This is a genomic window from Micromonospora antibiotica (assembly GCF_017599305.1).
In the GTDB taxonomy this organism is placed as follows: Bacteria; Actinomycetota; Actinomycetes; order Mycobacteriales; family Micromonosporaceae; genus Micromonospora; species Micromonospora antibiotica.
This window is the reverse complement of record NZ_JAGFWR010000011.1, coordinates 182162-203313: the sequence shown is the minus strand read 5'-3', so window position 1 is coordinate 203313 and position 21152 is coordinate 182162. Positions and strand designations below refer to the sequence as shown.

Sequence of the window (21152 nt, the reverse complement as noted above, 5' to 3'; positions counted from 1 at the left end):
CAAGCCCGGCGACGAGGTGATGGTGCTGCCGTCCGGCTTCACCAGCCGGATCGCCTCGATCGACACCGCCGACGGCCCGGTCGACGAGGCGTTCCCGCCGATGTCGGTCACCGTCCGCCTCGAAGACGAGATCGACATCTCGCGCGGGGACATGATCTGCCGGCCGAACAACGCCCCGACCGTCTCGCAGGACATCGAGGCGATGGTCTGCTGGATGGACGAGACCCGCCCGCTCCAGGTCGGCGGCAAGTACACGATCAAGCACACCACCCGGACGGCGCGGACGATCGTGCGTGGCCTGTACTACCGCCTCGACGTCAACACCCTGCACCGCGACGAGACCGCCAGTGAGCTGCGACTCAACGAGATCGGCCGGGTCCGGTTGCGCACCACCGTCCCGTTGCTGGCCGACGAGTACCGCCGCAACCGCACCACCGGCGGCTTCATCATCATCGACGAGGCCACCAACCGCACCGTAGCCTCCGGCATGATCGTCGACACCGCCTGACCCACCCCCAGCGCCCCGCCCCACCCCGTCCCACCTCACCGGCTCTCGGTGATCAAGAGCTTTGCGTCAGTTTCCGCCCAGCAGACGACGCAAACCTCTTGATCACCGAGCCCCACCGCGCCCTTCCCCGCCCCACCGCGCCCCACCGCGCCTTTCCGCGCCCTCATGTCCGGCTGCCCGTCTCGCCCCGTTGATCAAGAGCTTTGCGTCAGATTTTGCTGGTGGGTTGACGTAAACCTCTTGATCAACGGGGCGAAGGCGGGCGCGGGCGGGGCGGGGCGAAGGAGGGCGAGGCGGGGGTGGGTGGGGGTGGGGTTAGGGGAGGGGGGTGGTGCCGGGGGCGGGGTGGGCGGTGAGGGTGGTGGGGGTGGAGAAGCCGCGTTCGGCGTAGGCGGTACGGACGGCCGCCGCCACCGGTTCCGCAGCCGCCGCTTCGACCAGGGCGAGGACGCAGCCGCCGAAGCCGCCGCCGGTCATCCGGGCACCCAGCGCGCCGGCCGCGAGTGCCGCCTCGACGGCGGTGTCGACCTCGGGGACGGTGATCTCGAAGTCGTCCCGCATGGAGGCGTGCGAGGCGGTCAGCAGCGGCCCGATCTCGGGCACCCGGCCGGCGCGCAGCAGGGCGACGGTGTCGAGCACCCGCTGGTTCTCGGTGACCACGTGCCGGACCCGGCGTCGGGTCTCGTCGTCGGGCAGCCGGGCCAGGGCGTCGTCGAGGCCGGCGGCCGGCACGTCGCGCAGCGCGGGCACCCCGAGCAGGGCGGCGGCCCGTTCGCAGGCGGCGCGGCGGGAGGCGTACTCGCCGTCGGCGTGCCGGTGCGGGGCGCGGCTGTCGATCACCAGGATGGCCAGGTCGGCGGCGTCCAGGTCGAACGGGATGTGTTCGACTGACTCGTCCCGGCAGTCGAGGAAGAGGGCGTGGCCGGCGCGGCAGCGGAGCACCGCCGACTGGTCCATGATGCCGGTCGGCGCACCGACGTAGCCGTTCTCGGCGCGCTGGGCCAGGCGGGGGCGGTGCTCGTCGGGCAGGTCCAACCCGCCCAGGTCGACCAGGGCGGTGAGTACCGCCGCTTCCAGGGCCGCCGAGGAGGAGAGCCCGGAGCCGAGCGGCACGTCCGAGGCGATGGCCAGCCGGGCACCGGGGACGGCGTACCCGGCTTCGCGCAGGGCCCAGACCACGCCGGCGACGTACCCACCCCAGCCGGTGACCCGTCCCGGGGTGTCGGCCTCGGTGGCGCCGAAGTCGACCGGCCGGTCGGCGATCTCCGACCGGACCGTCCAGCGTTCGCCGGGCTGCGGGCCGGCGGCGACCACGGTACGCAGCGGAAGGGCGAAGGGCAGCACGAATCCGTCGTTGTAGTCGGTGTGCTCGCCGATCAGGTTGACCCGTCCGGGTGCCGCCCAGCGTCCGGCGGGCGTCGCGTCGTACCCGGAGGAGAAGCCGGCGGTGGCGCGGTCGGCGACGTCGGGTCGGCCCGTCACGACTGCTCCAGCACGTGCGAGCGGTAGAACGCCCAGGCGTCGCCCACCATGTCGGTCAGGGTCGGTTTCTCGGGCACCCAGCCCAACTCCTGGCGGGCCAGTGCCGAGGAGGCGACGAGTTCGGCCGGGTCGCCCTCGCGGCGGGGAGCGGTCTCGACGGGCACCGGATGGCCGGTGACCTCACGGACCACGTCGACTACCTGCCGGTTGGTGAAGCCGTTGCCGTTGCCGAGGTTGTAGATGCGGTGCCGGCCGGGCACGGCGGCGGTGAGCGCCAGCAGGTGGGCGCGGGCCAGGTCCTCGACGTGGATGTAGTCGCGCACGCAGGTGCCGTCGACGGTGGGGTAGTCGTCGCCGAAGAGTTGGAGTTTCTCCCGGCGGCCGGCGGCGACGTCGAGGGCGATGGGGATGAGGTGGGTCTCCGGGTCGTGCCGTTCGCCGATGGCGACGCCGTCACGCAGGTAGGCGCCGGCGACGTTGAAGTAGCGCAGCGACACGGCAGCGAGGTCGTGTGCGGTCGCCTCGGAGGTGAGCACCAGGTCGACGGCGAGTTTGGTGGCTCCGTAGGTGTTGGTGGGGGCCTTGACGGCGGTCTCCGGGATGGGCACCTCGACCGGGTTGCCGTAGACGGCGGCGGTGGAGGAGAAGACCAGGCGCGGCACCCGGGCGGCCCGGACGGCGTCGACCAACGCGATGGAGCTGACCGTGTTGGCGTGCCAGTACCGCTCGGGGTGGACCATCGACTCGCCGGCGGCGATCAGGGCGGCGAAGTGCAGCACGGCGTCGTAGCCGGCGTCGGGGGTGAGGACCTGGGCGGCCTCGTGCACGGGCAGGTCGACGTGGGTGGCGTCGGGGGCCAGTGCGGCCCGGTGGCCGGTGCGCAGGTCGTCCAGGACCGTCACCTGGTGGCCGGCGTCGAGCAGCATCCGGGTCACCACGCTGCCGATGAACCCGGCGCCGCCGGTGACGAGCAGTTTCACGTCGGTCCTCCTGCCTGGCCGCGCCCGCTGCGGCCGTTCGTGATCACCCTACGGGCGGGTGCTGTCGTCGCGCTGTGCGTCGCGGGGTCGGCGCTATTCCATCACGAACCTTCATAGTTGAACAGATCCGCACATCGTCCACCGTTCGTGGTCGGCGGCCCTACCATCACTTCCATGCGGGAAGCGGGCGGTCCCGGGCCCCGCAGACGCGCGCCGGGGCGGACCAGACGCGCACCCGGGCCGGTGGCCCGCGGTGTCGCCCGGCTGGTCGTCCGGGCCGCCGACGGCGCCACCCGGCTCGTCACCGACCTGCTCGGCGCCAGCCCCGCCGCCGGTCGGGAACGGATCAGCGAGCACGAACTGCGTGACCTGGTCGCCGCGAACACCGTGCTCGACCCCGACGAACGGCGGATCATCGACGAGGTGCTGGTCGCCGGGGCCAGCCTGGTCCGCGAGGTGATGATGCCCCGCACCGAGGTGGTCTTCCTCGCCGCCGGGCTGACCCTCGCCGAGGCCGAACGTCTGGTCCGGGCCGAGCCGCACACCCGCTACCCGGTGGTCGACGGCACCCACGACGACGTGGTCGGCTTCGTCCACCTTCGCGACGTGCTGCTGCGCCCCGACCTGGACCGGGCGACCACGGTGGGCCGGGTGAGCCGGGAGGTGAAGCGGTTGCCCGGCAGCAAGCGGGTGCTCGCCGCGCTGACCGAGATGCGCCGGGAGGGCCACCACCTCGCCGTGGTGGTCGACGAGTACGGCGGCACCGCCGGCATCGTCACCTGCGAGGACCTGATCGAGGAGTTGGTCGGGGAGATCCACGACGAGCACGCCGGCCCACCCGAACCGGTGTCGGCCGGTCTGCCGGCCGTGGTGGACGGCCGGCTCAACCTGGCCGACTTCGCCGAACGGACCGGGGTGCCGCTGCCCACCGGCCCCTACGAGACGGTCGGCGGGTACGTGATGGCGGCGCTCGGCCGGCTCCCGGTGGCCGGGGACGAGGTCCCGGTCACCGCGTCGGACGATCCGTCGGCGACGGACCCGGCCGACGGGTGGCTGCTGCGGGTGCTCACCCTCGACGGGCGTCGGGTGTCCCGGGTCGCGGTCTCCGCCGCCCGCCTGCCCGAGCCGCGCCGGGAGGCCGCCGCTGCCGCGGCACCGGCCGACGTCGCGCGGGCGTCGGTACGGGAGGTCACCGCCGCGGCGGAACCGGCGGCGAGTCGACCCGCCGGCCCGTCATGACGTACGCCGGAGGTTGCTGACAGAATTGCCGGCATGTCCGACGTTCCCGCCCGCCCCCGCGTCTTCTCCGGCATCCAGCCGACGGCCGACTCGTTCCACCTCGGCAACTACCTGGGCGCGGTGCGGCACTGGGTGGCGTTGCAGGACACCCACGAGGCGTTCTACTGCGTGGTCGACCTGCACGCGATCACCGCCGGGCACGATCCGGCGGTGCTGCGCCAGCGCACCCGGGTGGCCGCCGCGCAGCTCTTCGCGGTCGGTATCGATCCGGAGCGCAGCGCCCTGTTCGTCCAGTCGCAGGTGCCCGAGCACGCGCAGCTGGCCTGGGTGCTGGGCTGCATCACCGGTTTCGGTGAGGCGAGCCGGATGACCCAGTTCAAGGACAAGTCGCAGAAGCAGGGCAGCGACCGCTCCAGCGTCGGCCTGTTCACGTACCCGATCCTCCAGGCCGCCGACATCCTGCTCTACCAGGCCGACGCGGTGCCGGTCGGCGAGGACCAGCGGCAGCACCTGGAGCTGTCCCGGGATCTGGCCCAGCGGTTCAACTCGCTGTTCGGGCCGACCTTCACGGTGCCCGCCCCGCACATCGTCAAGGACACTGCAAAGATCACCGATCTGCAGGAGCCGACGGCGAAGATGTCGAAGTCGTCGTCCTCACCGACCGGCATCATCGACCTGTTGGAGGATCCGGCCCGCTCGGCCAAGAAGATCCGCTCGGCGGTGACCGACACCGGCCGGGAGATCGTCTTCGACACCGAGACCAAGCCCGGGGTGTCCAACCTGCTCACCATCCACTCCGCGCTCTCCGGCCGGAGCATCGACGACCTGGTGGCCGCGTACGCGGGCCGGGGGTACGGCGATCTCAAGAAGGAGCTGGGCGAGGTGGTCCGCGAGTTCGTCACCCCGATCCAGGAACGCACCCGGGGGTACCTCGACGATCCCGCCCAGCTCGACAAGCTGCTCGCCGCCGGTGCGGAGAAGGCCCGCGAGGTCACCGTGCCGACGCTGCGCACAGCGTACGAGCGGGTCGGGTTCCTGGCGCCGGTCCGCTTCGAGTAGTCATGGGCGGGGCGGCGGTACGGGTCGAGACGATGGCCGGAGGGGTGGCGCGGAGCGTGGATCGCAGGGACGAGGTTCCGGTGGCCGGCGACACCATCCAGATCGGGATCGCGGTGGACATCCCGGAGCCGTGGGGTGAGCTGCTCACCCGACGGCGGGTGCAGACGGGTGACCCGCAGGTCGTCCCGGCGCACGTGACACTGCTCGGTCCGACCGAGATCCCGGTGGCCGCGTTGGGGGCGGTCGAGGCGCATCTGGCCGAGGTGGCCGCCACCCATCTGCCGTTCACCCTGCATCTGCGGGGCACCGGCACGTTCCGGCCGGTGACCCAGGTGGTCTTCGTCGCGGTGGCGGCCGGGATCAGCGAGTGCGAGTTGCTCGCCGCCGCCATCAACGCCGCGCCCCAGCTGCACCGGGAGCTGCGCTTCCCGTACCACCCGCACGTCACCGTGGCGCAGGACGTCGCCCCCGAGGCGCTGGACCGGGCCTACGAGGACCTGGCGGACTTCTCGGCGATGTTCGAGGTGGAGGCGTTCACCCTGTTCTCGCACAGCGGTCAGACCCGGTGGCAGCCGCGCCGGGACTTCCGGCTCGGCGGCTGACCCGCCCGCCGGTGTCCGGTCGCAGCGCCAGCACGGCCGGCACCCCTTCCGCCGGCAGCCGGTTGGCGGGCCCGGTGACGACAGATCGGCGAGGATGACGTGGTGGATGCGTGGGGCCGGTGGACGGCCGGCATGGACCGCCGGTTCGCCGTGGCCCGGAGCCGGTGGCCGCGGCTCGACCATGTCTGGCGGGCGGTGGACCTCTACGGGGAGGTGCTGGGCGGACGGTTGGCCGCCGCCATCGCCTACTACGGCTTCTTCGCGGTCTTCGCCCTCGCCCTGGTGGCGTACTCGGTCTTCGGGGCGATCCTGGAGGACAACGACGAGGTCTCCGACGCGGTGGCGGCGTTCCTGCGGGACAACCTACCCTTCCTCGACCCGCAGCAGATCGCCGAGAGCAGCAACGCGGTCGGGGTGGTGGGCCTGGTCATCCTGGTCTTCACCGGGATCGGCTGGGTGGAGGCGATCCGGTCGTCGCAGCGGCTGATGTACGGCTTCAACCAGCAGCCGGGCAACCTGTTGGTCCGCCCGCTGGTGGACCTGGGCGTGCTGCTGCTGGTCTTCGTCATGCTCGGCGTCTCGGTGGCGGCCGTGGACGCGTTGGAGTCGGTACTGCGGTTCCTGCTGCGGGCCACCGGCTCGGTGGGGCTGACCACCGTCAGCGCGGTGCTCAGCGTGCTGGTCAACGCGGTGCTGGCGACGGCGCTGCTGGTGGTGGTGCCCCGGCTGCGGATGAGCCGGCGACGGCTGCGGCCGGTGGTGCTGCTGGTGGCGGTCGGGATCACCCTGCTCAACACGGTCGGCCGGTTCTACATCGTGCGGACCGAGCGGAACCCGGCGTACGCGGTGGTGGCCGGTGCGGTGGCCGTGCTGCTCTACCTCTACCTGCTCAACCAGCTGGTGCTCTTCGGTGCCGCGCTCGCCGCCACCAGCCGGCACGGCCGGGTCGTCGACCTCTCCGAGGGCGCGGTGATGCGGCAGGTCAACGTCGAGGCCGACGTCGAGACCGAGACCGATCCGGGTACGCCGGGAGGGGCGGGCTGATGCTGATCGAGATCGACCCGGGCTCGGCGGTGCCCCCGTACGAGCAGGTGCGGGCGCAGCTCGCCGCGATGATCGGCGACGGCCGGTTGGCGGTGGGCACCCGGCTGGCCCCGGTGCGGCAGTTCGCCGCCGAGCTGGGGCTGGCGGTGAACACGGTGGCCCGCGCCTACCGGGAGCTGGAGTCGGCCGGGCTGGTGCAGACCCGGGGCCGGCACGGCAGCTTCGTCGCCCCGGGCCGGGACGACGCGGTCGACCGGTTGCAGCGGGCGGCCACCCGGTACGCCGAGGAGGCGGCCCGGTTGGGGGTGTCGTCCGACCGGGCGCTGGCCCTGGTCCGCGCCGCCCTGGACAGCGCCTGACGACGGTTCCCGGTAGCGGGAGCCCGACAGTCGTCGAAAAAGATGAAAGGGGCAAATGCCGCGCTGAGTGCCGCCCGGACCGGCCATGATGAGCCGGTGGGCGCACTTGTGACGCTGGACCTGCCGGACGACTCGCCGATGCTCGGCCTGCCGTGGATCATCACGGTCGGCCCGCTCGGCGACCCGGCGGAGTGGGAGCCTGTTGTCTGCGGCCCGTACGAGCGCCCGCACGCGTTGGCCCTGGCCGAGGCGGTGGTGGCCGACGAGCAGTTGCTGGCGGTGGTCGAGCCGCTGTTGCCGGCGCTGTCGGCCGAGGAGATCCGGGGCGAGATCACCGCATCGCAGCTCGCCGCCGAGGACGAGGAGGCCCGGATCGAGGCCGCCGACCTCTACGGCGACTTCGACGACGTGCTCGACGAGCAGGAGGAGCCGGCGGTCGACGGGGCGGACCGGCCGGAGCCGCCGCCCGTACCGACCGTGGCGCAGGTGCGGGCGGGCTTCGGTCGGATCGCCGGGCTGCTGCGCGGGCGGTGACGCCTCCACCCGCCGAGAGCCGGCCGGCCCTCGTCGACCGGGCCGGACACCCGCACCACCCTGCAACTGTCGGACGCCGGCCGGCAGCGCCGGCGCAGACCCAGGGGGCGTGCCCGGTACGCGATGGAGCTCCGGCCTCCCGGGGAGCGGACTCCCCGGGAGGCCGGTGCCACCTCACCCCCCACCACAAGGGGTCGGCAGCCCAGTCGCCCGTCGGCGCGGGGCACAACGGACGACCAGGTCAAAGGCGGGTTACCCGGCTCAGCGCCGTTCGAACCACGCAGCTGCGTCCACCGGCAGGACGTGTCCGGTGTCCTGCTCGGTGAGGTCGGCGCTGGCCACCAGGGGACGGCCGTACCCGTCGATCCGGACCGGGGCGCCGCTGAGGTTGACCACGCAGGTCAGCCGGGCGTCGTCGGCGGCCCGGTGGAACGCCAGCACGCCGGGCCCGGTCTCCAACCAGACCACCGGGCCGGCGGTGGCGGCCAACGCCGGGTGCTCGTGCCGCACCCGCAGCGCGGCCCGGTACAGCTCCAGCGTCGAGCCGGGCGTCCCGGTCTGGGCGGCCACCGAGAGGGCCCGCCAGGTCGCCGGGGCCGGCAGCCAGCTCAGCGCGCTGCCCTGCGGACCGAAGCCGTACGGGGCCAGCTCGCCACTCCACGGGATGGGCACCCGGCAGCCGTCGCGGCTCTCCCCGGTACGCAGGAACGCCGGGTCCTGGCGGAGCGCGTCGGGCAGGTCCAGCACCTCGGGAAGGCCGAGTTCCTCACCCTGGTAGAGGTAGGTGGAGCCGGGCAGGGCCAGCATCAGCAGGGCGGCGGCGCGGGCCCGGCGCAGGCCGATCTCGCCGTCGCCGTACCGGGTGACGTGCCGCTGCCGGTCGTGGTTGGACAGTACCCAGGTGGTCGGCGCACCGACGATCGTCGACTCGGCCAGCGCGGTGTCGATCACCTTGCGGAACGAGTCCGCCGACCAGGTGGCGTCGAGGAAGTCGAAGCTGAACGCCTGGTGCAGCTCGTCCGGGCCGATGTAGCGGGCCAGTCGCTGCGGGGTCTCCGCCCACGCCTCGGCGACCGCCATCCGGCCACCGGGGTAGCTGTCCAGGATCGGCCGCCAGGCCCGGTAGATGTCGTGCACCTCGTCCTGGTCGAAGTAGGGCAGCCGGCCCTTGCCGAGCAGTTCCGACTGGCGGCGGCCGGTGGTCATCGAGTTGAAGCCGACGTCCGGTAGCCCCTCCGCCTTGATCATCCCGTGGGCGACGTCGATGCGGAACCCGTCGACGCCCCGGTCGAGCCAGAACCGCAACACGTCTTCGAACTCGGCGCGCACCTGCGGGTGCCGCCAGTTCAAATCGGGCTGGGCGGGGTCGAACAGGTGCAGGTACCACTGGCCGTCGGGCAGCCGGGTCCAGGCGGGGCCGCCGAAGATGCTCTCCCAGTCGTTCGGCGGCAGCTCACCGTGCGCGCCCTGACCGTCGGCGAACAGATAACGCTCCTGCTCCGGGGAGCCGGGGCCGGCGGCGAGGGCGGCGGTGAACCACGGGTGCGCGCTGGAGGTGTGGTTGGGCACCAGGTCCACGATGATCCGCAGGCCCAGCGCGTGCGCGTCGGCGATCATGGCGTCGAAGTCGGCGAGACTGCCGAAGAGCGGGTCGACGTCGCGGTAGTCGGCCACGTCGTAGCCGGCGTCGATCTGCGGCGAGGTGTAGAACGGGGTGAGCCAGAGCGCGTCCACGCCGAGGTCACGCAGGTAGGGCAGCCGCTGCCGGATGCCACCGAGGTCGCCGACGCCGTCGCCGTCGGAGTCGGCGAAGCTGCGGACGTACACCTGGTAGACGACCGCGGCACGCCACCAGTCGTCGGAGGTCTGCGGCGTGGGGTCGGTGGCGGCGGTCATCGGCGGAGCTCCCCGTTCTGTGGCGGGACGGTGGCACCCGCGCGGTGGTGGGTGACGGACGCGGGTGTGGAGAGAATGCCGGCCGAATGCTGCAAGAGTCAAGCAGGGCTTGCGCAAGAAATGACGCCCGTCACCCGCGGCCAGGGTGGGGTCGGCCCGCCCCCGTCCCAGCAGCCGGGAGGTAGGCCCGGCGACGGAGCGCCGCATCCGCCCGGTCCGGCGTCGGCTCGCCGCCGGACCGGGCGGGCTGGCGGATCAGGTGGAATGGCGGATCAGGCGGGCTGGCGGATCAGGTGGGCCGGGCGGGCTGGCAGGTCGGGCGGGCTCACGGCCTGGGTGCAGACGCGGGCTCCGCAGCTCAGGCGGAGGCGGAGCGGCAGTGGAACTGGAGCGTGGCTCAGGCGGGGACGGCGAGGGCGGTGGGTGCCGGGCGGGGTCGGCCCGGGCCGGCCTGGCCGGCCACCGCGGTCGATCCGCGTACCACCAGCTCCGGGCGGAACAGGTATTCCGAGTGCGGGGCGGCGTGCCCGTTGATCTCGTCGACCAGGGCCCGGACCGCCGCCACCGCCATCGCGGCCACCGGCTGCCGCATGGTGGTCAGCGGCGGGTCGGTGAAGGCCATCAGCGGTGAGTCGTCGTAGCCGACCACCGACAGCTCGCCGGGGACGGACAGGCCGCGCTGCCGGCCGGCCCGGACCGCGCCCAACGCCATCAGGTCGGAGCCGCAGACGATCCCGGTGACCCCGCGTTCGATCAGTCGCCCGGCGGCGGCCTCGCCACCCTCGACGCCGAACAGCGACAGCTCGGCGAGCGCGTCCAGCTCGCTGCCGGTGGAGCCGAGCCGGGTCATCGCGGCCCGGAAGCCGGCCACCCGGCGCTGCACCGGCACGAACCGGTCCGGGCCGGTGATCAGGCCGATCCGCCGGTGCCCGAGCGCGACCAGGTGCGCCACGGCCAGCTCGGTGGCCTCCCGGTCGTCGCAGGAGACGAAGGGTGCGGCGATGCCGGGGGCGTACCCGTTGATCATGACGACCGGCAGCGGCCGGGCGATCAGCGCGCGGTACCGGTCGTGGTTGGCCGCCGTGTCGGCGTGCAGGCCGGAGACGAAGACGATGCCGGAGACCTGCCGGTCGAGCAGCATCTCCACGTACTCGTCCTCGGTGACCCCGCCCGGGGTCTGGGTGCACAGCACCGGGGTGAACCCGCTCTGCGCCAGGGTCGACTCGATCACCTGGGCGAACGCCGGGAAGATCGGATTCTCCAGCTCCGGCACCACCAGCCCGACCAGCCCGGCGCTGCGCTTGCGCAGCCGGGCCGGGCGCTCGTAGCCGAGCACGTCGAGGGCGGTCAGGACGGCCTGCCGGGTCTCGGGGGCCACGCCGGGGCGGTCGTTGAGCACCCGCGACACCGTGGCCTCGCTGACTTCGGCCTGTTGGGCGATGTCGGACAGTCGAGCGCGCATGGCGGAACTTTAACCCAAGGGCAAGTTCTTGCGTACGTCTCTGCAAGCCCTTCCATAATATGCAACCTCTTGCTAACGTCCCGGCAACACGCGACAGCAGCGGCGCGGCCTGCCCGGCGCCGGTAGCAAGAACTTTCAGTGTTTCCCACGACGAGGCCGCCCTTCCCCCCGGTGGTCGGCTTCGCCATGACGACAGGAGTACCGATGCGCATCCGTACCGCGGGTGTGGTCACCGTTCTCGGCCTGGCGCTCGCCGCGTCGGGCTGCGGCGGCGACAACAGCAACGACGAACCGGCCACCAAGGCCACCTCCCAGGCGGCGGGCGGCAAGCTCGTCATCTGGGCGGACGACAAGCGCACCGCGGCCCTCAAGCCGTTCGCCGAGAAGTTCGGCCAGGACAACGGCGTCACCGTCGAGGTGCAGGCCGTCTCCAAGGACCTCCAGACCAACTTCGTCACCGCCTCCCAGCAGGGCAGCGGCCCGGACGTGGTGGTCGGCGCGCACGACTGGATCGGCAACCTCGTGCAGAACGGGGCCATCGACCCGGTGCAGCTCGCCGCCGAGCAGAAGTCCGGCTTCAACGAGACCGCGATCAAGGCGGTGACGTTCAACGGGCAGCTCTACGGCGTCCCCTACGCCACCGAGAACGTCGCGTTGATCCGCAACACCGCGCTGGCCCCCGAGGCACCCAAGACGATCGAGGACCTCGTCGCCACCGGCAAGAAGCTCAAGGCCGACAAGAAGGCCAGCGAGATCCTCTGCCTCCAGTCCGGACAGAACGGCGACGCCTACCACATCTACCCGCTGTACACCTCGGCCGGCGGCTACCTCTTCGGCACCGCCGCCAACGGCGACTACGACCCGAAGGACCTCGGCGTGGGCAAGCCGGAGTCGATCGAGGCGTTCAAGAAGATCGGCAAGCTCGGCGAGAAGGGCGACGGCGCGCTCAAGCGCTCCATCACCGGCGAGAACTCGATCGCCACCTTCACCGGTAAGAAGTGCGCCTTCCTGGTCTCCGGCCCGTGGGCGATCGCCGACGCCAAGAAGGCAGGCATCTCCTACGACATCTCCCCGGTCCCCGGCTTCGCCGGTGGCAAGCAGGCCCAGCCGTTCGTCGGCGTCCAGGCGTTCTACGTCGCCGCCAAGGGCAAGAACAAGGCGCTGGCCCAGGAGTTCGTCACCAACTACGTCACCACCCCCGAGCTGGCCGTGGCGCTCTACCAGGCCGAGCCGCGCCCACCGGCGTTGACCGCCGCGTTCGACCAGGTCAAGGGCGCAGACCCGGACCTGGCCAAGTTCTCCGAGGCGGGCAAGGGCGGCCAGGTGCTGCCGGCGATCCCGGCCATGGCCGCGATCTGGGACCCGTTCGGCAAGGCCGAAGCGGCAGTCATCGGCGGTGCCGACCCGGCGAAGACCGTCACCGCCGCCGGCAAGACGATCTCGGGTCAGATCAAGTAATGAGCACGCTGTCCGGCCCGGGACCTGCCCCGCAGGCCCTGGGCCGGGGGCCTGCGCGTTCCGGGCCCCCGGAAACCTCCCGTACCGCGCGCCAGCACGCGCCGATCACCGCGACCGGCCTCGCCGTCAAGGTGGTCCTGCTCGGCCTGGTGGCCGGGATCGCGATCTGGGCGGCCTTCCCGCTCGTCGCCGCCCGGCTCTGGGTCGGTCTCGCCATCCTGGTGGCCACCACCGCCGGCCTGGGCTACCTCTACCTCACCCGCCGGCACATCCCGGCCAAGTACCTGGTGCCAGGAACGATCTTCCTGATCGCCTTCCAGGTCTTCCCGGTGCTCTACACCGCGAGCACCGCGTTCACCAACTTCGGCGACGGCCACCGGGGCTCCAAGGACGACGCGATCGTCGCCATCGAGACCTCCTCGGTCAAGCAGGTCCCCGGCTCCGCCGAGTACGCCCTCGCCATCGCCACCACCGGCGACCCGGCCACCGGCCCGCTGGTCTTCCTACTCACCGACCCGGCGACCGGCCGGGTCTCCGCCGGGAACGCCGACGGGCTTCGCCCACTCGACGCCGCCGACGTGACCGTCGCCGGCAGCGGCAGGGTCACCGCCGCCAAGGGCTACACCGTGCTCAACGTCGGCCAGGCCAGCGTACGCAGCGAGGAGATCACCGCCCTGGTGGTGCCGACCTCCGGGGGCGCGGTGCGCTCCAACGGCCTGTCCCGCGCCTACGAGGGCAGGGCCGTCCGGGCGTACGACCGGGGCTGCGACTGCGTCACCGACGGCGAGACCGGCAGGACCTGGACGGCCGACGCGGAGACCGGTGCCTTCGTCGCCGCCGACGGCGAGCGGCTCGCCCAGGGCTGGCAGGTCGGGGTGGGGTTCAAGAACTTCGCCCGGGTGCTCACCGACCCGGACATCTCCGGCCCGTTCTTCGGCACCCTGCTGTGGAACTTCGCCTTCGCGGTCGGCTCCACCGGGTTCACCTTCGGACTCGGTATGGCGATCGCGCTGGCCCTGCACTCGCCCCGGATGCGGGGTACCAACCTCTACCGGGTCTTCCTGATCCTGCCGTACGCGATGCCGTCGTTCGCGATGCTGCTGGTCTGGCGGGACATGTTCAACACCGACTTCGGCCTGGTCAACAACCTGTTCGGGCTCGGTGTCGACTGGTTCGGCGAGGCCTGGTCGGCCCGGCTGGCGGTGCTGCTGGTGCAGCTCTGGCTCGGGTACCCGTACATGTTCCTGGTGACCACGGGCGCGCTCCAGGCGATCCCCAAGGAGCTGACCGAGGCCACCTCGGTCGACGGCGCGTCGCCCTGGCAGTCGTTCCGGGCGGTCACCCTGCCGCTGCTGCTGGTCGCCCTCTCGCCGCTGCTGATCGCGTCGTTCGCGTACAACTTCAACAACATCAACGCGATCTGGTTGACCACCGAGGGTGGCCCGTTCGCGCCGGACAACCCGACCAACGGGGCCACCGACCTGCTGATCACGTACACCTACCGGCTGGCCTTCGGCGCGCAGGGCGCCGAGTTCGGCCTGGCCGCCGCGGTGTCGATCTTCATCTTCGCGATCGTGGCCACGGTCTCGGCGGTCAGCTTCCGGCGCACCCGCCAGCAGGAGGAGGTCTACTCGTGACGACCCGTCCCCACGCCGCCGGGCCAGCGGCCCCCGCCGCACCCGTCGTCCGGTCGGATGCCGCCGGCCCGCGTGCCGGTCGGCCGGGTGCCGCGGTACGCGGTGGCCGACGTCCGGGCCGGTGGTTCACCCAGGTCGGCTGGCGGCACGTGGTCGGCGTGCTGGCGGTGGCGTTCAGCCTCTTCCCGATCCTGTTCGTGCTCTCCGCCGCACTCAACCCGCTCGGCACCCTCTCGTCGACCGAGCTGCTGCCCACCGGGGCGTCGCTGGCGAACTTCGGCGACCTGTTCGAGCGGACGGAGTTCGGCCGCTGGTTCCTCAACTCGCTGCTCATCGCGGGCGGGGCGAGCTTCGCGTCGATCTTCCTGTCCGCGCTGGCGGCGTACGCGTTCTCCCGGATGCGCTTCGCCGGGCGGCGGGTCGGGCTGCTGACCCTGCTGCTGATCCAGATGTTCCCGCAGTTCCTGGCGATCGTGGCGATCTTCCTGATCTTCACCCGGGTCACCGACCTGTGGCCGTCGATCGGCTTCAACACCCCGTGGGGACTGTTCCTGCTCTACATGGGCGGCGCGCTGGGCATGAACACCTGGCTGATGAAGGGGTTCTTCGACACCCTGCCCCGCGAGCTGGACGAGTCGGCCACGATGGACGGCGCCAGCCACGCGCAGGTCTTCTTCCGGATCATGCTGCCCCTGGTGGCGCCGATCCTGGCGGTGACCGCGCTGCTGTCGTTCATCGGCACGATCAACGAGTTCATGATCGCCAACGTGTTCCTCACCGACACCGGCTCCAAGACCCTCGCGGTCGGCATGTTCGGCCTGGTGGCGGGGGAGCGGAACAACAACTTCGGGATCTTCGCGGCGGGCACCCTGCTCACCGCGATCCCCACCGTGCTGGTCTTCCAGCTCCTCCAGCGCTACATCGTCTCCGGCCTCACCGCCGGGGCCGTCAAGGGCTGAACCGAAAGGCCACGCCATGTCCCTGTCGCCGCACCACGACGGCTCGGCGCTGTACGTGCCCGAGCAGGAACCCACCCTCGGGCAGACCGTGCCGGTCTTCGTCCGGGTACCCGACGGCACCGACGTCCGGCAGGTGCACGTCCGCACCACCGGCGACGGTGAGCCGCGTTTCGTCGAGGCCACCGTCGACCGCCGCGACGGCCACGACGTGTGGTGGCGGGCCGACGTCGAGGTCCGCAACCCGGTCAGCAACTACCGGTTCATGCTCACCGGAACCACCGGCTACCGCTGGCTCAACGCCGCCGGTCAGGTCGACCACGACGTGCCCGACCACGGCGACTTCAAGCTGGTCAGCCACGCCCCGCCGCCGGCCTGGGCCCGGGACGCGGTGATCTACCAGATCTTCCCCGACCGGTTCGCCCGGTCCGCCGCCGCCGACGGCCGCACCCCCCCGGACTGGGCGATCGCCTGCGACTGGGACACCCCGGTCAGCGGGTACGGCCCGCAGACCCCACGCCAGTTCTACGGCGGCGACCTCGACGGCATCACCGAACGGCTCGACCACCTGGACCGGCTCGGCGTCAACACCGTCTACCTGACGCCGGTCTTCCCGGCCCGCTCCAACCACCGCTACGACGCCGCCGGCTTCGACACCGTCGACCCGCTGCTCGGCGGGGACGCGGCGCTGGTCCGGCTGGCCGACGCCGTCCGGGCCCGGGGCTGGCGGCTGCTCGGCGACATCACCAGCAACCACACCGGCGACGCGCACGAGTGGTTCACCCGCGCCCTGGCCGACGCCGACGCCCCCGAACGGGAGCTGTACTACTTCGACCCGGCCACCGGCTACGAGTCGTGGAACGGGGTGCGATCGCTGCCCAAGCTCAACTGGGGCAGCGCCGAACTGCGCCGCCGCTTCGCCACCGATCCGGACTCGCCGCTACGCCGCTGGCTGCGCCCGCCGTACGGGCTGGACGGGTGGCGGGTCGACGTGGCCAACATGACCGGGCGGCGGGGCGCGGACGCGTACACCCACGAGGTGGCGCGGTTGCTGCGGGAGGTGGTCGTGCAGACCCGCCCCGACGGGCTGCTGCTCGCCGAGCACGGTCACGACCACACCGGTGACCTGGACCGCGACGGTTGGCACGGCACGATGAACTACGTCGGCTTCACCGACCCGGTCTGGTCCTGGCTGCGCCGCGAGGACGCCGCCGGCCGACCGGCCGGCGCACCGGGTCCTGCTGGTGCGGGTCCTGCGGGTCCTGCGGGTCCTGCGGGTCCTGGGGGTCCTGGGGCTGGGCGGGGGTCGGGGTCGGGGGGCTTGTCGGGGCAGGGCGGTGAGCCGGTGCCGAACTTCCTCGGGACGCCGGGCGGGGTGCGGCGGCGGGACGCCCACGCGATGCTCGCCACCATGGACAGCTTCCGGTCGCTGATCTCCTGGCGGTCGTACACCCATTCGTGGCAGTTGCTCGGCTCGCACGACTCGGCCCGGATCCGCACGGTGGTGGGCGACGCGGCCCGCCAGGAGGTGGCCGCCGGGCTGCTCGCCACCATGCCCGGTACCCCGGTGGTCTTCGCCGGTGACGAGCTGGGCCTGACCGGCGGCAACGGCGAGGGCTCGCGTACCCCGATGCCGTGGCACCGGCCGCAGAGCTGGGATGCCGGGACGTTCGCCGCGTACCGGGCGCTGCTGGCGCTGCGGCGGAACACCCCGGCGCTGCGGCACGGCGGGTTGCGCTGGGTGTACGCCGACGCCGACACGCTGGTCTTCCTGCGCGAGGCGACGGCCGGCACGGTGCTGGTGCTGGCCCGTCGGGCCGCCGGCCCACCGGTGCGGCTGACCGGCCTGCCGTACGGGGGCAGCGCCGCATCCCGTCCGGCCGGTGAGAACGTCTACGGGGGTGCCCCGGCCCTGCGCCCGACCGCCGACGGCAGCACCACCCTTCCCGGCGACGGCCCCACCTTCCAACTCTGGCACCTCTGACCCCCACCCCACCTAGCGCCCCCCGCAGCTCCACACCACCCGGCACCCCGCACCACCGCGCACCCCGCGCCCCGCATCTCCACCCCGAACCCCGCCCTCACCCGCTTCCGCCCTCACCCGCCCTCACCCGCTCCCGCACCCCACCCGCGCCCGTCTTGCCCTTCCGTGGGGGGTCTCCTGGAAGATCGTGCTCGAACCTGGTTGTAGTGGCTTTCGTGCGCGAGCAGGCCACTACAACATGGTTCGAGCACGATCTTGAGCCGTGGAGCCGTGGAGCCGTGGAGCCGTGGAGCCGTGGAGCCGTGGAGCGAAGGGCGGGCGGCCTGCCGTGGCCGGGGGAGATCACGGATTGAGCTCAGCCGGCGGGGCACCTACTACAAAGTGTCGTTGATGGGGGAGGATGGCTCGCGTGGAAGCTCTCCGACTGATCCTTCTCTACGTCCATCTGATCGGCTTCGCGTTGCTCCTCGGCGGTGCGGTCGCCCAGTACGTCAGCGGCCGGCTGCGGATCAATGCGGCCATGCTCTGGGGCTCGGTGATCCAGTTGCTGACCGGCGTGGGCCTGTCCGCGCCGCTGCGTGACGGCGACGAGCCGGCCCCCGCGAAGCTTGTTACCAAGTTGGTGCTGGCCCTGCTCATCTTCGTCATGGTCTTCTTCTCCCGGAAGCGGGAGCAGGTGGCCCGTGGTCACTTCCTGGCGATCGTCGGGTTGACCCTGGTCACGGCTGCCGTGGCGGTGTTCTGGCGGTAGCCGGCGACGGTCGGCGGGGCCGCCGGGAAACGGGCGTTCGCGACACCGGGCCGGTCGGCACTGGCACGCTGAGTGATGTGCCCCACGCCCGGGTTACGCCGGGATAACGAGCGTTCAACAGTCGTGCACGATTGGCGGCCGGTGGGTGGACGGCGGGCTACGCTCCCGTCCGTAACGTGGGATGCCGGCGGCACAACGCTCGTCGGTTCAAGGGCTGCCACCGCACGAGGCGGTGTGCAATGGAAGGAGACGTCTTGCGCTCTGTGCGTGGGATGCGGATCGCCTCTGCCATCGCGGCGGGTGGGCTCGTGCTGGGTGCTGCCGCGTGTGGTGAGGCGCCGGACGACGACAACAACGCCGGTGGCAGCGGTGACAAGAAGTACAGCGCCTGCATGGTGACCGACGTCGGCGGCATCGACGACAAGTCGTTCAACACCTCCGCCTGGAAGGGCCTGGAGGAGGCCAAGAAGGCCAACGACAACATCGACATCAAGTACGTCGCGTCGAAGGCCGAGGCCGACTACGAGGTCAACCTGACCGGGTACGTCAACCAGAAGTGCGACTTCATCCTGGCCGTCGGTGGCCTGATGTCGGACGCCACCAAGAAGATCGCCGCCGCGAACCCGAACCAGCAGTTCGGCATCGTGGACGCGAACCCGGGCACGGCGAACGTCTACCCGATGCAGTTCGACACCGCCCAGGCCGCCTTCCAGGCCGGTTACCTGGCCGCCGGGATGAGCAAGAGCGGCAAGGTCGGCACCTACGGTGGCCTGCCGATCCCGCCGGTGACCATCTTCATGGACGGTTTCGCCGACGGCGTGGCGCACTACAACAAGACCAAGAGCAAGAACGTCCAGGTGCTCGGCTGGGACAAGGCGACCCAGAAGGGTTCCTTCACCAACGACTTCGCCAAGCAGGACGAGGGCAAGAAGGTCTCCGACGCGCTGGTCGCCCAGGGCGCGGACATCGTCATGCCGGTCGCGGGAGGCGCGGGCCTCGGCACCACCTCCGCGGCGAAGGCGTCGGGTGGCAAGTACTCGGTCGTCTGGGTCGACGTCGACGGCTGCGAGAGCACCCCCGACTGCGCGGCGCTGCTGACCACCGTGGTCAAGAACATCCCGGACGCCGTCAAGGACGCCGTGCTCAAGGCCGCCGGTGGCGAGAAGCTCGCCGCCACCCCGGGCTTCGTCGGCAACCTCGCCAACAACGGTGTCTCGATCGCCCCGTACCACGACTTCGACAGCAAGGTTCCGGCGGAGCTCAAGGCCGAGGTCGAGAAGCTGAAGGCGGACATCGCCGCCGGCACCATCACGGTCACCTCGAAGGCCCAGCCGACCAAGTGACCGCCGCGTCGGCCGCCGCGATGGGATCATCGGCAGCGGCGGCCGGCGGGCACCAGGCATGACGACCGGCCGTCCCGGCGTACGTGGGCAATCCACGGGCGTCGGGGCGGCCGGTCCGCGCACCGGCCGGCCGGCACCCCGGTGGCCGGTCGACCGGCAGCTAGGCTGCACCATCGCTCGCACTCCAGGAGGTTGCGCTGAGACTCGAACTGCGCGGCATCACCAAGCGGTTCGGTGATCTGGTCGCCAACGATCACATCGACCTGACGGTGGAGCCTGGAGAGATCCACGCCCTGCTCGGCGAGAACGGCGCCGGCAAGTCGACCCTGATGAACGTGCTCTACGGGCTCTACCAGCCCGACGGGGGCGAGATCCTGGTCGACGGCCAGCCGCTGCGGCTCAAGGGCCCCTCGGACGCGATCCGGGCCGGGATCGGCATGGTGCACCAGCACTTCATGCTGGTGCCGGTCTTCACCGTGACCGAGAACATCATGCTCGGCGCGGAGCAGGTCCGGGGCGGCATCGTCGGCTTCCTCGACCGGCGGCGGGCCCGCCGCGAGGTGGCGGAGGTCTCCGCCCGGTACAATCTGCGGGTCGACCCGGACGCGGTGATCGAGGACCTGCCGGTCGGCATCCAGCAGCGGGTCGAGATCGTCAAGGCGCTCACCCGCGACGTCGACCTGCTGATCCTGGACGAGCCGACCGCCGTGCTCACCCCGCAGGAGACCGAGGAGCTGCTCACCGTCATGCGGTCGCTCAAGGCGGCCGGCAAGTCGATCGTCTTCATCACCCACAAGCTCGGCGAGGTCAAGGCCATCGCCGACCGGATCACCGTGATCCGGCGGGGCCGGACCGTCGGCACCGCCTCCCCCGAGGCGAGCCGGGACGAGTTGGCCGCGCTGATGGTCGGCCGCAACGTCCGGCTCACCGTCGACAAGCAGCCCGCCACCCCGGGGCGGCCGATGCTGGAGGTCGCCGGCCTGGTAGTCGACGACGACCGGCAGATCCGCGCGGTGGACGGCATCGACCTGACCGTACGCGCCGGTGAGGTGCTCGGTGTGGCGGGCGTGCAGGGCAACGGGCAGACCGAGCTGATCGAGGCGATCATGGGGCTGCGCCCGACGCTCGCCGGCACGGTGACCCTCGACGGCGAGCCGATCCACGGTTGGTCCACCAAGAAGGTGCTCCGCGCCGGGGTCGGCTACGTCCCTGAGGACCGCAGCGTCGACGGCCTGGTCAAGGAGTTCAGCGTCGCGGAGAACCTGGTCCTCGACATCTACGACCGGCCGCCGTTCGGCAAGGGCCTGGCGCTGCGGCCGGACGCGATCGCGGCCTCGGCCAAGGAGCGGATCGCCCAGTTCGACGTGCGTACCTCGTCGGCGGACGCGGCGGTGGGCACCCTGTCCGGCGGCAACCAGCAGAAGGTGATCGTGGCCCGGGAGCTGTCCCGGCCGTTGAAGCTCTTCATCGCCGCCCAGCCCACCCGGGGCGTGGACGTCGGCTCGATCGAGTTCATCCACAGCCGGGTCATCCGCGAGCGCGACGTCGGCACCGCCGTCATGGTTGTCTCCAGCGAGTTGGACGAGGTGATCGGCCTCGCCGACCGGATCGCGGTGATGTACCGGGGCCGGATCATCGGCATCGTCGGCCCGGACACCCCGCGCGAGGAGATCGGCCTGCTGATGGCCGGCATCACCCCCGACGCCGCCGGGTCGGCCCCGGCGGGCGACCCGACCGGGGTGGCCGACGGTACGACCGGCGACGCGGCACCGACCCCCGAGAGCCCTGGCAACGAGGACGAGGCATGAGCGAGCGGCAGCGAGTGAATCATCGACACCGCGCCCCGGTGCCTCCCGCC

18 protein-coding genes are annotated in these 21152 nt (G+C 71.9%); 14 read left to right on the top strand and 4 right to left on the bottom strand.

Annotated features, from left to right (window positions below; genetic code table 11):
- Window positions 1-508: elongation factor 1-alpha C-terminal domain-related protein (locus tag JQN83_RS20025; protein ID WP_443674018.1), on the top strand; the 508-nt coding region annotated here is incomplete at its 5' end.
- A gap of 315 nt (window positions 509-823) precedes the next feature.
- Here the strand turns inward: JQN83_RS20025 and galK are convergent.
- Window positions 824-1990: a galactokinase gene (gene galK, locus JQN83_RS20020; protein WP_208568655.1), complete on the bottom strand. Its 1167-nt coding sequence runs from the start codon at window positions 1988-1990 to the stop codon at window positions 824-826.
- The gene (galE, locus tag JQN83_RS20015) at window positions 1987-2970 is read right to left on the bottom strand and encodes a UDP-glucose 4-epimerase GalE (protein WP_208568654.1); all 984 of its coding nucleotides are present in this window, start codon (window positions 2968-2970) and stop codon (window positions 1987-1989) included. Before galE ends, galK begins: the two co-directional genes overlap by 4 nt.
- Window positions 2971-3144: 174 nt before the next feature.
- Here galE and JQN83_RS20010 point away from each other — a divergent pair, with 174 nt between their 5' ends.
- The 6 genes from JQN83_RS20010 to JQN83_RS19985 all read left to right on the top strand — a co-directional run bounded on the left by JQN83_RS20010 (window position 3145) and on the right by JQN83_RS19985 (window position 7807).
- Window positions 3145-4209, top strand: coding sequence for a hemolysin family protein (locus JQN83_RS20010; RefSeq protein WP_208568653.1), 1065 nt, complete (start codon window positions 3145-3147; stop codon window positions 4207-4209).
- A 33-nt stretch (window positions 4210-4242) separates the two neighbouring features.
- A complete protein-coding gene (trpS, locus tag JQN83_RS20005) occupies window positions 4243-5268 on the top strand; it encodes a tryptophan--tRNA ligase (RefSeq protein ID WP_208568652.1) in 1026 nt (341 codons plus the stop codon).
- Window positions 5269-5300: 32 nt separating this feature from the next.
- Window positions 5301-5870, top strand: coding sequence for a 2'-5' RNA ligase family protein (locus JQN83_RS20000; protein WP_244252842.1), 570 nt, complete (start codon window positions 5301-5303; stop codon window positions 5868-5870).
- 132 nt (window positions 5871-6002) lie between these two features.
- Entirely contained in the window at window positions 6003-6914 is a 912-nt protein-coding gene (locus JQN83_RS19995) for a YhjD/YihY/BrkB family envelope integrity protein (RefSeq protein WP_208568674.1), read from the top strand.
- Window positions 6914-7273 (top strand): GntR family transcriptional regulator, encoded by a 360-nt coding sequence (locus tag JQN83_RS19990; protein ID WP_208568650.1) that lies wholly within the window; start codon window positions 6914-6916, stop codon window positions 7271-7273. Before JQN83_RS19995 ends, JQN83_RS19990 begins: the two co-directional genes overlap by 1 nt.
- Window positions 7274-7369: 96 nt before the next feature.
- Window positions 7370-7807, top strand: coding sequence for a hypothetical protein (locus tag JQN83_RS19985; RefSeq protein ID WP_208568649.1), 438 nt, complete (start codon window positions 7370-7372; stop codon window positions 7805-7807).
- Between the two features lie 261 nt (window positions 7808-8068).
- On the opposite strand, the gene JQN83_RS19980 is transcribed toward JQN83_RS19985, so the two are convergent.
- Both JQN83_RS19980 and JQN83_RS19975 read right to left on the bottom strand, forming a co-directional pair.
- The gene (locus JQN83_RS19980) at window positions 8069-9703 is read right to left on the bottom strand and encodes a glycoside hydrolase family 13 protein (RefSeq protein ID WP_208568648.1); all 1635 of its coding nucleotides are present in this window, start codon (window positions 9701-9703) and stop codon (window positions 8069-8071) included.
- 397 nt (window positions 9704-10100) lie between these two features.
- On the bottom strand, window positions 10101-11165 hold the full coding sequence (locus JQN83_RS19975; protein WP_208568647.1) for a LacI family DNA-binding transcriptional regulator: 1065 nt from the start codon (window positions 11163-11165) through the stop codon (window positions 10101-10103).
- A gap of 204 nt (window positions 11166-11369) precedes the next feature.
- Here JQN83_RS19975 and JQN83_RS19970 point away from each other — a divergent pair, with 204 nt between their 5' ends.
- The 7 genes from JQN83_RS19970 (at window position 11370) to JQN83_RS19935 (ending at window position 21102) form a co-directional block, all read left to right on the top strand.
- Window positions 11370-12623 (top strand): sugar ABC transporter substrate-binding protein, encoded by a 1254-nt coding sequence (locus JQN83_RS19970; RefSeq protein ID WP_208568646.1) that lies wholly within the window; start codon window positions 11370-11372, stop codon window positions 12621-12623.
- Window positions 12623-14260, top strand: a complete 1638-nt coding sequence (locus JQN83_RS19965) for an ABC transporter permease subunit (RefSeq protein WP_208568645.1) — start codon at window positions 12623-12625, stop codon at window positions 14258-14260. Before JQN83_RS19970 ends, JQN83_RS19965 begins: the two co-directional genes overlap by 1 nt.
- 149 nt (window positions 14261-14409) lie before the next feature.
- Window positions 14410-15219: a sugar ABC transporter permease gene (locus tag JQN83_RS19960; RefSeq protein ID WP_208568673.1), complete on the top strand. Its 810-nt coding sequence runs from the start codon at window positions 14410-14412 to the stop codon at window positions 15217-15219.
- Between the two features lie 16 nt (window positions 15220-15235).
- On the top strand, window positions 15236-17200 hold the full coding sequence (locus tag JQN83_RS33195) for a glycoside hydrolase family 13 protein (RefSeq protein WP_244252787.1): 1965 nt from the start codon (window positions 15236-15238) through the stop codon (window positions 17198-17200).
- Between the two features lie 409 nt (window positions 17201-17609).
- The gene (locus tag JQN83_RS19945; RefSeq protein WP_091252785.1) at window positions 17610-17951 is read left to right on the top strand and encodes a hypothetical protein; all 342 of its coding nucleotides are present in this window, start codon (window positions 17610-17612) and stop codon (window positions 17949-17951) included.
- A 272-nt stretch (window positions 17952-18223) separates the two neighbouring features.
- The gene (locus JQN83_RS19940; protein WP_208568672.1) at window positions 18224-19294 is read left to right on the top strand and encodes a BMP family lipoprotein; all 1071 of its coding nucleotides are present in this window, start codon (window positions 18224-18226) and stop codon (window positions 19292-19294) included.
- Between the two features lie 197 nt (window positions 19295-19491).
- Window positions 19492-21102: an ABC transporter ATP-binding protein gene (locus JQN83_RS19935; RefSeq protein WP_208568671.1), complete on the top strand. Its 1611-nt coding sequence runs from the start codon at window positions 19492-19494 to the stop codon at window positions 21100-21102.
- Window positions 21103-21152 lie beyond the last annotated feature (50 nt).